Below are 12,464 nucleotides of genomic sequence, written 5' to 3' on the forward strand. Positions count from 1 at the left end.
ATCGACCTTCCGTGAACCGCCGGGTTGAACCGCCCGGCGGTGGCACACGTGTTAGGAGCATGCGTCGTCTGTTCATCGCCTTGCTGGCCATCGCCACGCTCGCGGCCTGCGGCGCGGGCGAGTCCCGCGTGATCACCGCCAGGGGGGTGGAGCGGGAGACCCCGGCCGACGCCCCGGTCGCGCGGACCGTACGCGGGCTGACCGCCTTCGGCCACGCCCTGCTCACGGCCACCGCCAAGCCCGGCGTGAACGCCGTGCTGTCCCCGCTGAGCGTCGGTTACGCCTACGGCGTGGCCAGGGCGGGCGCGGCGGAGCGGACGGGTGCGGAGCTGGACAGGATCTTCGGGTTTCCCGCCGAGGGCCCGCACACCTCTTTCAACACGCTGACCCGGCGGATCGTCACGGTCGACGGCCCACCGCCGGCGCCCGCCCCCGGCGCGACGCGGGACGCCCAGGACGGCGAGCCGGCCCGGCCGGTGGTGGGCCTGGCCAACGGGCTGTTCACCCAGAAGGGGTTGAGCGTCGGACCGGAGTTCCTGCGCACGCTCGCCGCCCAGTACGGCACGGGCGCGCGCGAGGTGGACTTCACCGGCGACGCCCGCGACGTCATCGACGCGTGGGCACGCGAGCAGACCGCCGGGCGGATCAAGAAGGTGTTCGGCCAGCTGGCCCCGGAGACCAAGCTCGTCATCGCCAACGCCCTCTACCTCAAGGCCGAGTGGGCGACGGCGTTCACCGACCCGCCCGAGAAGAACGCCTCCTTCACCCGGGCCGACGGCACGGCCGTGCGGACGGACCTGATGCACCGGACGGGAAGCCTTCCCTACGCCGCCGGATCGGGCTGGCAGGCCGTCGAGCTCCCCTACGCCAAGAGCGATCTGGTCATGTGGATCCTCCTGCCTCGGCCGGGCGGATCACCCGCCGACCTGCTGGCCCCCGCGGTGATGTCCGAGGTGGCCGCCGGACTCAGGAACGCACCGGTCAAGATCGTCATACCCCGGTGGGACTTCACTACGAACCTGGATCTTAAGGAGCCCTTGAGGAAGCTCGGCCTGACCGGTTCGGACTACTCCGGCATCGTCCCCGGCGCCTTCCTCGACCAGGCGGTCCACCGCGCCACCATCACCGTGGACGAGTGGGGCACCGAGGCGGCGGCCGTCACCGGCCTGGCCTTCCCCATCTCGGCCATGGTGCCGCCCGAGGCCGAGGTCCGCGCCGACCGTCCGTTCGCCTTCGCGGTCGTCCACCGTCCGACGCTGGCTCCGCTCTTCATCGGCCAGGTCGCCGACCCGACCGCCAGGGGCTGACCGGACGCCGGTCTCAGGCGGAGAACGGTCTCAGACAGAGAGTCCTCAGGCGGAGAGGTCTCAGGCGGAGAAGGTGAGCAGGCCCGCGTCCACCACGGCCCGGCCGAAGATCCGGGCCAGCTCGGCCAACCGGGCGAGCTCGTCGTCGGAGAGCGCGGCGTAGGCGGAAAGGGCCAGTTCGTCGGTGCGGTCCTCGATCCGCTGCCGCAGTGCCCGGCCCGCTTCGGTGAGCTCCTCACCGTCCAGCAGGCCGCGCTCGCGCAGCCCCTCCTCGGCCGCCGCCCACTCCTCCTCCGGCCAGCCCCGGCTGATCTTGAGGAAGACCGTGGGGATCTGCCCGCTCGCGCCGTGCAGGATCAGCGCGTCCAGGCCGCCGACTCCCTCGCTCAGCAGGGTCGCGACATGCGCGTCGCCCCGGAACTCGCGCAGCAGGGTCTGGGCGTGCCAGAGCTCCAGCAGCGGGTCGTCCGGCCAGGGCAGCGCGGCGTGTGCGGCGAACAGCGGGCGGCCCTGCGGGTGCTCCCCCGCCTTCTCCGCGGCCCGCCTGGCCAGCGCCGTCGTCTCGGCGAGGACCGCGATCTCGTGGATTCCCCCACGGCGCAGGGCGGCGCCGACGGCGTCGAGACGGGCCTCGATCACCTTCCGGGGGGTCGTGACGTCCCAGGCGGCCGGGAGCGCCCGCCGTACCAGGGTGGGGCAGAAGTTGTAGAAGGTCGCGATGACCAGCTCGGGCGAGGCGGTCCCGAAGGCCGCCGCGCGTGAGGCGAAGTAGCCGGCGTGCGGCTTCAGGCCGAGCGCGGCGTAGCGCTCGGCGGCCTCGGGCACGAAGTAGATCATTCCGTGCAGCGGTTCCAGGCGGCGCCAGGACTGCCGGGCGAGCCGGACGTCGGTCATCACGCCTCCAGGGAGTCGACGAAGCGGGCCATCCCGGCCAGCCAGCGGTCCGGGTCGCCGGCCTTGCGCCGGACGAACTCGGCGACCTCCGGGTGCGGGAAGATGTGGAAGCGTTCGACCTCCAGCCCCTCGATCACCTTGCCGGCGACCGTGTCCGGGTCGAGGATGGCGCCGGAGGCGCCCACCGCCCTGGCAGTGAGGTGCTCTTCGGCCAATCCCCTCTCGAACATGCCGGTGCGCACGCCCTGCGGGCACAGCACGCTGACCTTCACGCCCTTGGTCGCGTAGTGGATGGCCACCCACTCGGCGAAGGAGATGGCGGCCGACTTGGTGACCGCGTAGGGGGCGTCGCCGGGGCAGCTCACCAGGCCGGCCGCCGAGCAGGTGTTGAGCAGGTAGCCCTCACCTCGCTCGACCATCCCGGGCACGACCGCCCGTGCCGCGTAGACGTGGGCCAGGACGTTGACCGCGAGCGTCCTGGTCCATTCGAGGTCGGTGGCGTCCAGCCCGTGGCCGGTGATGATCCCGGCGTTGGAGCAGAACAGGCCGACCGGCCCGAAGGTGCTCTCGGCCGTGGCGACCAGGCCGCGCACGTCGTCCTCGACGGACACGTCGGCGCGGACGGCCACCGCGCGGTCACCGACCTCCTTGGCCACCTGGGTCGCGCCCACCTCGTCGAGATCGGCCACCAGCACCCCTGCGGCGCCTTCGGCGGCGAACCGCAGGGCCATGGCCCGCCCGATCCCGCTCGCGGCTCCGGTCACCACGACGACCTTGTCCCGCACCCGCATAGCAGCTCCTTTAAACCGACCAGTCGGTATCTAGGAACTTATTCTTACCCGCCAGTAGCAGTCAACGACGGCGCAGCACGAAGACGCCCCAGCCGAGGTACTGCCTGCCGTACTCCACATGGGAGCGGCGGGCCCGCCGCAGGAACTCGGCCATCTCCTCGGCGTCGGGATCGTCGGGGTTGGCCCGGAGCCAGTCGCTCAACGTCCACCACTGGCCGGCCGCGTAACGATCCCAGCTGTCCTGGTCGGCGAGGACCATCTCCAGCACCTCAAGCCCTGCCGCCTCGAACCGGTCGAAGGTCCCGGCCAGCGAGCTGAACGCCTCCGGGCCGAAACCGAACGACTCGTACGCCTCCTCCGGCGGCTCGGTGATCCAGTAGGGCTCGCCGATCAGGAGGATCCCGTCCTCCCTCAGCGCCGGGAGCATCAGCTCGATCGTCCCCTCCAGCCCGCCTCCGATCCAGGTCGTCCCGATGCAGGAGACGACGTCGAACGCCCCGGGTTCGGCCCGGTGGCTCCCGGCGTCCCCCCGCTCGAAGCGCACCTGCCCGGCGACCCCGAGTTCGTGCGCCCGCTCCTGCGCCGCGCGCAGGAAGACCTCGCTGATGTCGATCCCGACGCCCTCGACGCCGTGCCGCAGAGCCCACTGGCACAGCGCCTCCGCCTTCCCGCATGCCAGGTCGAGCTGTCGCGTGCCGGGCCGGAGCCTGGCGACTTCACCCAGCAGCACCAGCTTGTCTTCGGTGATCGGATTGAGGATGCGGTGACCGCTTTCGGCGATCTCATGGAAACGCAGTGACATGGCGGTCATGTTTTCCAGACGGGGCGCTTTGGACAACTGGTTTTCCACCGGCGAGGATCGCCCGTGGACGAGACCTGCCCCGTCGCCGCGCGCTTGACTCTGACACCGTGTGAGGCGCCGGCCCACTGGATCGAGGAGCGCGGCGACCGCGGCGTCGGGCCGGCCCGTGAGGTCGGCATCGAGTGCCCGCATGACGACCAGGACAAGTGGATCACCGAACTCCAGATGAGCCTTTCCACCGCCCAGCTCTCCGGCCGAGCTCCTCGGCCCACGACAGGGGTCACGCCGCGCCGGTGCCGGCCGGGGCCGCTCAGCCCCGGCCGTCCGGCTCGGCCACCTCGGGGACGCGGACGGTGATGCCGCCGGGCACGACCTTGGCCTTGAGCCGGGTGACGGAGTCCTTGGCGCCGCCGTCCAGCTCGTAGGTCATCGGCGCGCCCAGCTTGACGGTGAGCTTGCGTGCCCGGGTCATCCGGACGAAGGGCGACTCGTCCGAGCGCCCGGCGCTCATCCGGCCGAGCACGCGAGCCCACTGGATCGGCCCCTTCGCCGTGGTCACGCCGACCTCCAGCCATCCGTCGTCGGGGCGCGCGTCGTCGAAGGCCTCGATACCACCGGTGATGGTCCCGACGTTGCCCAGCAACAGGCAGCTCGCCTCCCCCTCGAACCACTTCACCCCGTCGAGCTCGACCTCCATCTGGACGAGCTCTCCCCGGACGTGCCGCAGTCCGGTCCACACATACGCCACCCGGCCCAGCCTGTCCTTGAGCCCGCGATCGGCGTCCTTGATCATCTCGGCGTCGAAGCCGAGTCCCGCCATGACCGCGAAGTGCTCACCGTTGACCTTGCCCAGGTCCAGCTTCCGGCTCTGCCCGTGGAAGGCGATCCGCACCGCCTCGGGAAGGTCCTCGGGGATGCCGAGGTTCTGCGCGAAGAGGTTGGCCGTACCGGCCGGGATGATGCCCACGGTCACGCCGGAGCCGGCGAGCGCGTCCACGCAGCGCTGCACCATGCCGTCCCCGCCCCAGATCAGGACCAGCTCGGCGCCCTCCTTGAGCGCCTTGCGCGCCTGCTTCGGGGCCTTCTTACTCTTGGGAACCTCGTACCAGAGCAGTGTGCCGAGTTCCTCGTCGGCGAGGAGCCTGCGCAGCTCGTCCAGCCCGCCCCCGACAGACTTCTTCTGATGGGCGATCACCGCGACCGTGCCGACTTTCCGCTTCTGCCGCAGCATGGAGAACCCTTCCTTAGCCATCGCCTTGGGTGCTTCGAGGGCTGCCCTGGCCGCGGAGCCGCAAACTCGTGTGGAAGGTGGAGCGGGTCACGGCCGGGAACGGCGGCCTCCGAGTGGAGCGCGTCCACCGTTCCGGGAGCGCCGTCCCCGGCCCGGCGTCGCGCCGCTAGGCCGTGGCGGATCTGCGGCGCAGCCAGTAGGCGAAGACCGCGGCGGCGAGCAGCGCCCCCCACAGCGGGTACGGCCACAACAACAGCAGGAACAATTGCCCGCGTTCGACGGCGTTGACCACGAGCCCGGTCGAGGCCAGGCAGCAGGCCCCCGCGACCAGCCCGCCGGCGACGACCGGCAGCCGCACGGGGACGGGACGGCCGTGGTGCACCGGCACCCAGCGCGGGACCACCTCACCCCACCTGCTGATGAGTCCGAGCGTCAGCACCGTGCCGATGAGGGCGCCGAAGGCGATGGCCACGCCCTGCAGCCGGGTGCCCGGATCCAGGTGCGGGCCGATCAGGTCGGTGTCGGTGGGCCACGGCGTCAGCCAGGTCAGCCGGTAGATCGCGTACGGCAGCGGGCACAGGGCCGCCCCGATCGTGACCAGGCGCCCCCACCGCGCGACGTTCTCGGGCCGGATCCAGCGCGGCTCACTCTTGCCGAACGCCTTCACCGCGATCATCACCCACACGGCGCAGGCCGCGGCGCAGGCCAGCGTCCAGCCGATCCGCCCGGCGTAGGAGGAGAGGCTCGTGGTGACGTTGCGCGCGAAGAGCCCGACCGTGTGAGGGGAGGTCACCCCGGTGAGGACGCCGGCCGTCGCCACCGCGATCGTCGCCGCGAGTCCGATGAGACCCGAGCGCCCGCCGCGCACGCAGGCCATCACCACGACGCCGGCCAGGGCGAAGGGGCCCAGCAGGGCCATGCCGTATCCGAGCAGGGACATGATGCCGGCGTCGGACATCACCACGCCGAAGAAGATCACCTGCACGACCGCCCCCACCCGCAGCACCGGCCCGGATGCGAAGACCAGCACCAGCCCGGCGAGCCCCGCGGTGACCGTCATCGGCCCGGCCACCCCGTGTTCGATCAGGTGTGACAGCGACACCGTGACGCGGTCGCGCGCGCCGAAGGGGTAGCAGGCCGGGGTCGTCCACCACAGCATCCCGACCGCGGTCACCGCGAGGGACAGCGCCGCGCCGAGTATCCGATCAGTTCTCGTCATGCCGTTCACGCTAGAAACGAGCAGGTGAGGCCGCCTCCCCCGGCCGGGGGAGGCCACGCGGCGAGCCGCAGGCTAACGTCGGCCGTCGTGAGGAACCATATTTCCCGCACTGTTTCCCGTGCCGTGGGAGCCGTGATGTACCAGCTGCTGGGCGCCGCGCTGCTGACCCCGGCCGCTGTGGCGCTCGGCCTGGTGCTCCTGGCGGAGCAGACGCCGGGGCGCGTGCTGGTGCTGTGGGCGGCGTGCCTGCCCGCCTCGGTGCTGGTCGCCATGATGCCGCTGATCCGGCGCATCGAGATGGCCGCGCTGCCGGAGCTGCTCGGTGTCGAGGTGCCCGAGCGGACCGACCGGCTCTACCTGCTGGCCCTGACGGTCCTGCACCTGTACGGCGGCGCCACGCTCGGCGCGGGTGTGCTGCTGTTGTCTCCGGGGCTGGTCCAGCTGGGCGACCCGGCGCGATGGCGTGCGGCTCCCGGTGAGATGGCTCAGGTGCTCCTGCTCGCCGGCGTCGTGGTGACCGCGATGGTCGCCGCCGGGTTCGGCCAGCGGTGGGTGACGCGCCGGTTGCTGCGCGCCGAGCCGTCACGCACGCTCGAGGAGCTCGGCCGCCGCCAGACCCTCGCCCTGGAGCTGCACGACTCGGTGGGCCACGCCCTCAGCGTCGTCCTGGTCCAGGCCATGGCCGCCCAGGCGGCGCTGCAGAAGACGCGGGCCGGCGTGGTGGAGGCCGGTCACTCCCTCGACCATCTGGTGAACACCGCCCGCGACGCCCAGCAGGATCTCGACGTGCTGCTCGGCGTGCTCGACGACGACGACACGGCCGAGGCTCCCACGCTCGACTCGCTCGACTCGCTCACCCGCGGCCTCGACGTCCGCGCGAACGTCGGCCGTCTCGACCGGATCCCGGCCACGACCTCGCGCGCGGCCTACGCGATCGCCAGGGAGGCGCTCACCAACGCCCTGCGCCACGGGCGCGGCCCCATCACCCTCGGCATCGCCGTCGGCGACGACCTGGTCCTGACCGTGGAGAACGAGACCGTCCGCCCCTCCCCCGATCCGAGCCGGGAGAGGCGTGGCCTGACGGGCATGCGGATGCGGGCCCGTCTGGTCGGCGGGACGTGCACGAGGAAGGAGGTGGACGGCACATGGCGCATCCAGGCGACGCTTCCACTGTGATCCGCGTCGTCCTGGCCGACGACGAGAAGCTGATCCGCTCGGGATGGTCGACGATGCTCTCCCTCCACGACGATCTCGAGGTCGTCGGCGAGGCGGCCGACGGCCACGAGGCCGTCGAGGTGGGTGCCGGCGCGGACGTCGTGCTGATGGACGTCCGCATGCCCCGCCTGGACGGCCTGGCCGCCACCCAGGAACTCGCCCGCCGCTCCCCCGCGACGCGGGTCATCGTGGTCACGACGTTCGAGAACGACCAGCTGGTCTGGGGTGCCCTGCGCGCCGGAGCCGCCGGCTACGTGCTCAAACGCTCGCCGGCCGGTGAGCTGGCGGACGCCGTCCGGCTGGTGCACTCCCGCGACGCGGTGCTCTTCCCCGACGCGCTGCGTCGCATCGCCTCCCCCCGTCACGGTACGGCGAGGCCGCGCGTGCCGGTCGAGCTGACCCCGCGCGAGCTGGACGTGCTGCGACACATCGTGCTGGGACAGAACAACACGGAGATCGCGGCGACACTGTACGTCTCGAAGGAGACGGTCAAGACGCACGTGGGCAACGTCCTGGACAAGCTCGGCGCCCGCGACCGCACCCAGGCGGCGGTCCTGGCCTACGAACTGGGCCTCGTCTTCGCCGGGATCGGGCGACGCTGAGGGGAGACCCACCCGCGGCCGGGAGGATCGGGCTAGGCCGTACGGCGGGCGAGGAGGTGGGCCTGCGGGAAGCCTCGCTGCGGGTCCTCGCCGGGAGCGCAGATCAGCCGGGCCACCTCGGTGAGCCCGGCCTTGAGCAGCAGCTCGGCCACGCGGTCGGGTGAATACCGGTAGGCGAGTACCACCTTGTGGTCGAACGCCTCGGCCAGCTCGGCAGGGTCGTCGTACGCCTGGAAGGAGAGCAGCAGATGGCCGCCGGGCGCGAGCACGCGGTGAAACTCGGCCAGCGTTTCGGGGAGCCGCTCGGGCGGGGTGTGGATGATCGAGTAATTGGCGAGAACTCCGGCGAGGGAGGCGTCCTCCACCTCAAGGGCGTCCATCAGCCCCACCTCGAAGCGGAGCTCCGGGTGGGCGTCGCGGGCGAGCGCGATCATCTCCGGCGACAGGTCGACGCCGAAGGCGGTGACGCCGAGGGAGCGCAGATGCGCGGTGACGTGGCCGGGACCGCACCCCACGTCCGCCACCGGGCCGTCACCGGCGGCCCGGACCAGCTCGGCGAAGACGGAGATCATCGCGTGGTTGAGCGGGCTGGCGTGAAAGCGCTCGGGGATGGACTCGGCGTAACGGGCGGCGGAGGTGTCGTAGGCGGCGCGGGTGGCGCCGAGGAAGTCCGGCTCGGTCATGGGTGGACATGCTAGAGCCCGTCGGCGGATTTCGCGGTTCGAGAAGGTGACGCAGCATGCGGCGATCCGCCGTGAGTCGCGCCCGGCACGCCGGGCAGAGCGGTCGAGCGCGAGCATCGGGCCGGCCAGGACCGGGGTGTTCCTCGGAAGACGCCGAGGAAGCCCGGCCCGCCTTCTCCCCGCACATCGGCCACATCCTCGGCCAGGCCGCCATCGGCGGACGCGTCCCTGGAGATCGCCCGGCCCGGCATCGGCGCTCAATGGTTCGGACCGGTGTCCCCGTTCGGGGCTTCACTCGGAATTTCACCTGCGGTTCCGTCGGAGGCTTCATCCGCGGCTCCGGTCGCGGAGTCCGCCCGGGGGCGCCGCAGGCCGGATGTGATGGCCGTGGCCAGACTGGCGGCGAACGCGATCCAGCAGATCACCAGGACCATGACATGGACGCGCCCGAAGTCGCTCATCACAGGCCATCCGGTGCGCGGGTCGGCCGGAATGGGACGCACCAGCCCTAGCCGGTCCTCAAGCACGGTGATCGAATCGGATGGTGGCACCGTCTCCGGGGACTCGCTCTCCGCATCACCCCCGAACAGGTCGCCCCCGGCCACCGCGCTGCCGTCCGGCCGCCGGAGCTGCAGGAAGGTCGTGCAGACATACGGGCCGGTGGCGGCATCCTGACCGGTTACCTGCTTACCGCAGTATTGCGTCGTGTCCGCGATGACGGCCTCGACCGGCCGGCCCAGCACGGTCAGGTAGGAGATGTGCAGGGGACGCGCGCCGCCGAGAAAGGTGACGAAGCCGAGCACCAGTTGCGTCAGCACCGCGGCGACGACCCACTGCCGCCGGCCGTTCAGGGCGAAGTACAGGGCGAACGCCAGCAGAAGCGGCGCCGCCAGGAGAGCGACCATCTGGGCCATGAGCATCAGGAGGACCAGGAACCCATCGTCGTTCCTGCCCAGGATGAGGGGCGCCACCAGGTCGCAGATGAGACACGCCAGGAACGCGAGCAGGTGTATCGGCTGTGGTCTCCAACGCTTCACGCGGCCTCCCGTGTCATTCGCTGATCACATTGATCGTGCCAGCGCGGGAGCCCCGGGAAAATACCTCACCCGTTCGTCATGATCCCGGCGGTGCTTCCGGTCGCACGGCGCGGGCCGCATCAAGCTGGACGAGCCCATCGCCACCTACCTGCCCGACCTGGCCGGGTCACGTCCAGTGGAATGGTGTATGAGTTGATCTCCGCGCGATCCTGTTTCCGCAGGTTAAGCGGTAAGTGCCTGCAGGATAGGGTTGTGAGGCGGTGTCGCCGACGAGAACGCGCATCCGGCACTTGGCCAGCACGTCCAGCACCATGTAGCGGCGAGCTCGGTCCACTCATCGGTCTGCTCGGCCAAAACCGCGCCGACAAGCCGGACGATCGAGCCGCGGTCGGGGAAGATCCCGACCATGTCGGTGCGGCGGCGGATCTCCTTGTTCAACCGCTCCCGCGGATTGTTCGACCCCGGTTGCCGTTGGCATCAACGGCAGTGGTCACCAGGACGTGCACGTTGATGATCCGGCCGCCCTCGCGGACCTTCTGGGTCAGGGTGTCCAGCCACACGAACGCATACGGCCCGCCGTCCAACGCCCGGGTGCGGAAGGCATCCACCTGAGCGTCCAGCACCTCGGCCATCTCGCTGACCTGGCTGTTGGAGATGGTCTTGATGCCGAGCTGTTCGACGAGCTTGTCCACCCTGCGGGTGGAGACGCCCGGCAGGTAGCCGGTGGCCACCACGCTGATCAGGGCCTCACAACCCTGGAAACGACGAAATCCCGCCCGACCAGGAAGATCGGACGGGATCCCGTCAACTAGCTGCCGACCGTCTCGAGAACGGCCTTTGTGGGGTGTTCACGAGTTGGGCCGGCCTGGAGAGGTGGAGCCCACCTGAAGATCGCTTCCCGGATCCGAAGTGATCGTTTCCCAGGTATGTACTCGCCGCGCCGAAGGCGCCTACGGGGATGGTGACCTGAAATCCCTTCGCGGCCGTACCGGTCCATCTCTACGCCGACCGGATGACACGGCGTTCCGCGCTTGACGCCGCGGCACTGCTTGGCCTCTGCCTCCTGCCCGCCTTCGTCCCGCTCGGCATCGTCCCCGCGGTGGCCGGCCCGACCCAGGGGGCGATCACCCCCTAGCCTGCCTTGAACTGCTCCGCGTACCCGGCGGACGGCTCGATCGGCGTGATCACGTCGATCAGCACCCCGCTCGGATCGGCGACGATGAAGTGCCGCTGCCCGAAGCCCTCGCTACGCAGTTCCAGCTCGGGCCGCAGGCCGTGCCGTACCACCAGCCGCTCCCACTCCGCGTCGACGTCCTCCACCTCGAAATTGAGCAGCAGCCCCCGCACCGGCGCCCGGTACGCCTCAGGCAGCGTCGGGTGGTCGTGGTCGAGCAGGGCCAGCTCGTACGGCTGCGCGCCGGGCCGCCGCAGGCTCACGTACCAGTCCGCCTCGAAGGTCGGCTCGAAGCCGAACAGGCCGACGTAGAAGTCCCGGCTCTCGGCCAGGCGCTTGGTGCAGATGACCGGATAAAAGCTGGTCAGGATCATGGCGAACCTCTTTCGCATACCGTCGGTACGCGAAAACTATTTGGCATACTATCGGTATGTCAACAGCGCGAGGAGCGACATGAGCAGAGCCGAGCAACGCGAACAGACCAGACGCGCACTGCTGCGGGAGAGCAGGCGGCTGTTCGCGGCCGAGGGCTACGGCGCCGTGGGCCTGCCCCAGATCGTCAACGCCGTCGGCGTCACCAAAGGCGCCCTCTACCACCACTTCGACGATAAGACGGCGCTGTTCCGAGCCGTCCTCGCGCAGGTGCAGGAAGAGGTCGGCCGGCGCGTGGCCACGACCGCCGACGCCGAGCCGGACCCCTGGGACCAGTTCGTCGCCGGATGCCACGCCTTCCTCACCGCGAGCGCCGACCCGGATATCCAGCGGATCATGCTGATCGACGGCCCTGCCGTACTCGGCTGGAACGAGTGGCGCGCGCTCGACGAAGCCACCTCAGCCCGCCACCTCGCCGACGCGCTGACCCGTCTGATCGAGGCCGGCATCATCGCCAGGCAACCGGTCGCCCCCCTGACCCACCTGCTCTCCGGCGCCATGAACGAGGCCGCCCTGTGGCTCGCCACCTCGGCCGACCCCGGCGACCTCGCCGACACCAAGGTCGCCCTCACCCGCATGCTGGAGTCCCTGCGCACCTGACCGGCAGTCCAGCTGACAAGAACGCCCCGCCGTTCGGGTGGGAGAGACGAGATTCGAGTCCTCTCACGAGATGACCACCGCAACCGGCACCGTGATACGCCCGCAGGCGGGGGTGCCCGTAGTCTTGGCCGAAAATCCAACGAACCTACCCGTGAGCTGGGCTTACGTGGTCCGTTCGGGAGCACACCGCGCGGGCTCTACGGCCGGAGGGTGAGTTGAATCCTCCGCCTGACAGTGTCTACGTCGGCGATCTTCACGGGAATGCGGTCGGGCGGGCACGTCGCTGATCATGTGCTGATGCGAGCACTGCCGGCGGCCCTGAAAGATGAACGCGCCCAGGGAGGGCGCGTCCACCAGGTCGCCGAATACGGCCGGGGGTGACCGTCGGGGGGCGCTGGGCTTCTCGACGATCGTGCCCTTTGCACTGCAGGCCACCGCCGTTCGGCTGCTGACTCCGATCCGGGCCAACCGCACAGG

At 70.7% G+C, this 12,464-nt stretch carries 13 protein-coding genes and 2 pseudogenes; 5 read left to right on the forward strand and 10 right to left on the reverse strand.

Annotated elements, in window-relative coordinates:
• Positions 1 to 59 precede the first annotated feature (59 nt).
• On the forward strand, positions 60 to 1,307 hold the full coding sequence (locus ACQPYK_RS37325) for a serpin family protein (RefSeq protein ID WP_433242047.1): 1,248 nt from the start codon (positions 60 to 62) through the stop codon (positions 1,305 to 1,307).
• A 60-nt stretch (positions 1,308 to 1,367) separates the two neighbouring features.
• Here ACQPYK_RS37325 and ACQPYK_RS37330 read toward each other — a convergent pair whose 3' ends face one another.
• The 5 genes from ACQPYK_RS37330 to ACQPYK_RS37350 form a co-directional block, all read right to left on the reverse strand.
• Complete coding sequence (locus ACQPYK_RS37330) at positions 1,368 to 2,201, reverse strand: SCO6745 family protein (protein WP_433242050.1); 834 nt, start codon at positions 2,199 to 2,201, stop codon at positions 1,368 to 1,370.
• Positions 2,201 to 2,992, reverse strand: a complete 792-nt coding sequence (locus ACQPYK_RS37335; RefSeq protein ID WP_433242053.1) for an SDR family oxidoreductase — start codon at positions 2,990 to 2,992, stop codon at positions 2,201 to 2,203. The genes ACQPYK_RS37330 and ACQPYK_RS37335 overlap by 1 nt, the downstream gene beginning before the upstream one ends.
• A 61-nt stretch (positions 2,993 to 3,053) precedes the next feature.
• On the reverse strand, positions 3,054 to 3,794 hold the full coding sequence (locus ACQPYK_RS37340; protein ID WP_433242056.1) for an SAM-dependent methyltransferase: 741 nt from the start codon (positions 3,792 to 3,794) through the stop codon (positions 3,054 to 3,056).
• A gap of 310 nt (positions 3,795 to 4,104) precedes the next feature.
• Positions 4,105 to 5,025, reverse strand: a complete 921-nt coding sequence (locus tag ACQPYK_RS37345; protein WP_433242059.1) for a diacylglycerol/lipid kinase family protein — start codon at positions 5,023 to 5,025, stop codon at positions 4,105 to 4,107.
• A gap of 166 nt (positions 5,026 to 5,191) precedes the next feature.
• Positions 5,192 to 6,244, reverse strand: a complete 1,053-nt coding sequence (locus ACQPYK_RS37350; protein WP_433242062.1) for a hypothetical protein — start codon at positions 6,242 to 6,244, stop codon at positions 5,192 to 5,194.
• A gap of 135 nt (positions 6,245 to 6,379) precedes the next feature.
• Between ACQPYK_RS37350 and ACQPYK_RS37355 the strand changes: the two genes are divergently transcribed.
• Together ACQPYK_RS37355 and ACQPYK_RS37360 are read left to right on the forward strand one after the other, a co-directional pair.
• Entirely contained in the window at positions 6,380 to 7,420 is a 1,041-nt protein-coding gene (locus ACQPYK_RS37355) for a sensor histidine kinase (protein ID WP_433242065.1), read from the forward strand.
• The gene (locus ACQPYK_RS37360) at positions 7,417 to 8,061 is read left to right on the forward strand and encodes a response regulator (protein ID WP_433242068.1); all 645 of its coding nucleotides are present in this window, start codon (positions 7,417 to 7,419) and stop codon (positions 8,059 to 8,061) included. The genes ACQPYK_RS37355 and ACQPYK_RS37360 overlap by 4 nt, the downstream gene beginning before the upstream one ends.
• Before the next feature lie 32 nt (positions 8,062 to 8,093).
• On the opposite strand, the gene ACQPYK_RS37365 is transcribed toward ACQPYK_RS37360, so the two are convergent.
• The 4 genes and pseudogenes from ACQPYK_RS37365 to ACQPYK_RS37380 all read right to left on the reverse strand — a co-directional run.
• Positions 8,094 to 8,744, reverse strand: a complete 651-nt coding sequence (locus ACQPYK_RS37365; protein WP_433242071.1) for a class I SAM-dependent methyltransferase — start codon at positions 8,742 to 8,744, stop codon at positions 8,094 to 8,096.
• A 257-nt stretch (positions 8,745 to 9,001) separates the two neighbouring features.
• Entirely contained in the window at positions 9,002 to 9,781 is a 780-nt protein-coding gene (locus tag ACQPYK_RS37370) for a hypothetical protein (protein ID WP_433242074.1), read from the reverse strand.
• A 166-nt stretch (positions 9,782 to 9,947) separates the two neighbouring features.
• Positions 9,948 to 10,240: pseudogene (locus ACQPYK_RS37375) on the reverse strand (transposase); the annotation flags it as partial.
• A gap of 2 nt (positions 10,241 to 10,242) precedes the next feature.
• A pseudogene (locus tag ACQPYK_RS37380) lies at positions 10,243 to 10,527 on the reverse strand (transposase); the annotation flags it as partial.
• Positions 10,528 to 10,793: 266 nt separating this feature from the next.
• Here ACQPYK_RS37380 and ACQPYK_RS37385 point away from each other — a divergent pair.
• A complete protein-coding gene (locus tag ACQPYK_RS37385) occupies positions 10,794 to 10,916 on the forward strand; it encodes a hypothetical protein (protein ID WP_433242077.1) in 123 nt (40 codons plus the stop codon).
• Here the strand turns inward: ACQPYK_RS37385 and ACQPYK_RS37390 are convergent.
• Positions 10,913 to 11,329, reverse strand: coding sequence for a VOC family protein (locus tag ACQPYK_RS37390; RefSeq protein WP_433242080.1), 417 nt, complete (start codon positions 11,327 to 11,329; stop codon positions 10,913 to 10,915). The genes ACQPYK_RS37385 and ACQPYK_RS37390 overlap by 4 nt on opposite strands.
• Before the next feature lie 79 nt (positions 11,330 to 11,408).
• Here ACQPYK_RS37390 and ACQPYK_RS37395 point away from each other — a divergent pair, with 79 nt between their 5' ends.
• The gene (locus ACQPYK_RS37395) at positions 11,409 to 11,987 is read left to right on the forward strand and encodes a TetR/AcrR family transcriptional regulator (protein WP_433242083.1); all 579 of its coding nucleotides are present in this window, start codon (positions 11,409 to 11,411) and stop codon (positions 11,985 to 11,987) included.
• Positions 11,988 to 12,464 lie beyond the last annotated feature (477 nt).

It is taken from the genome of Streptosporangium sp. CA-135522 (genome assembly GCF_050949235.1).
Classification (GTDB): domain Bacteria; phylum Actinomycetota; class Actinomycetes; order Streptosporangiales; family Streptosporangiaceae; genus Streptosporangium.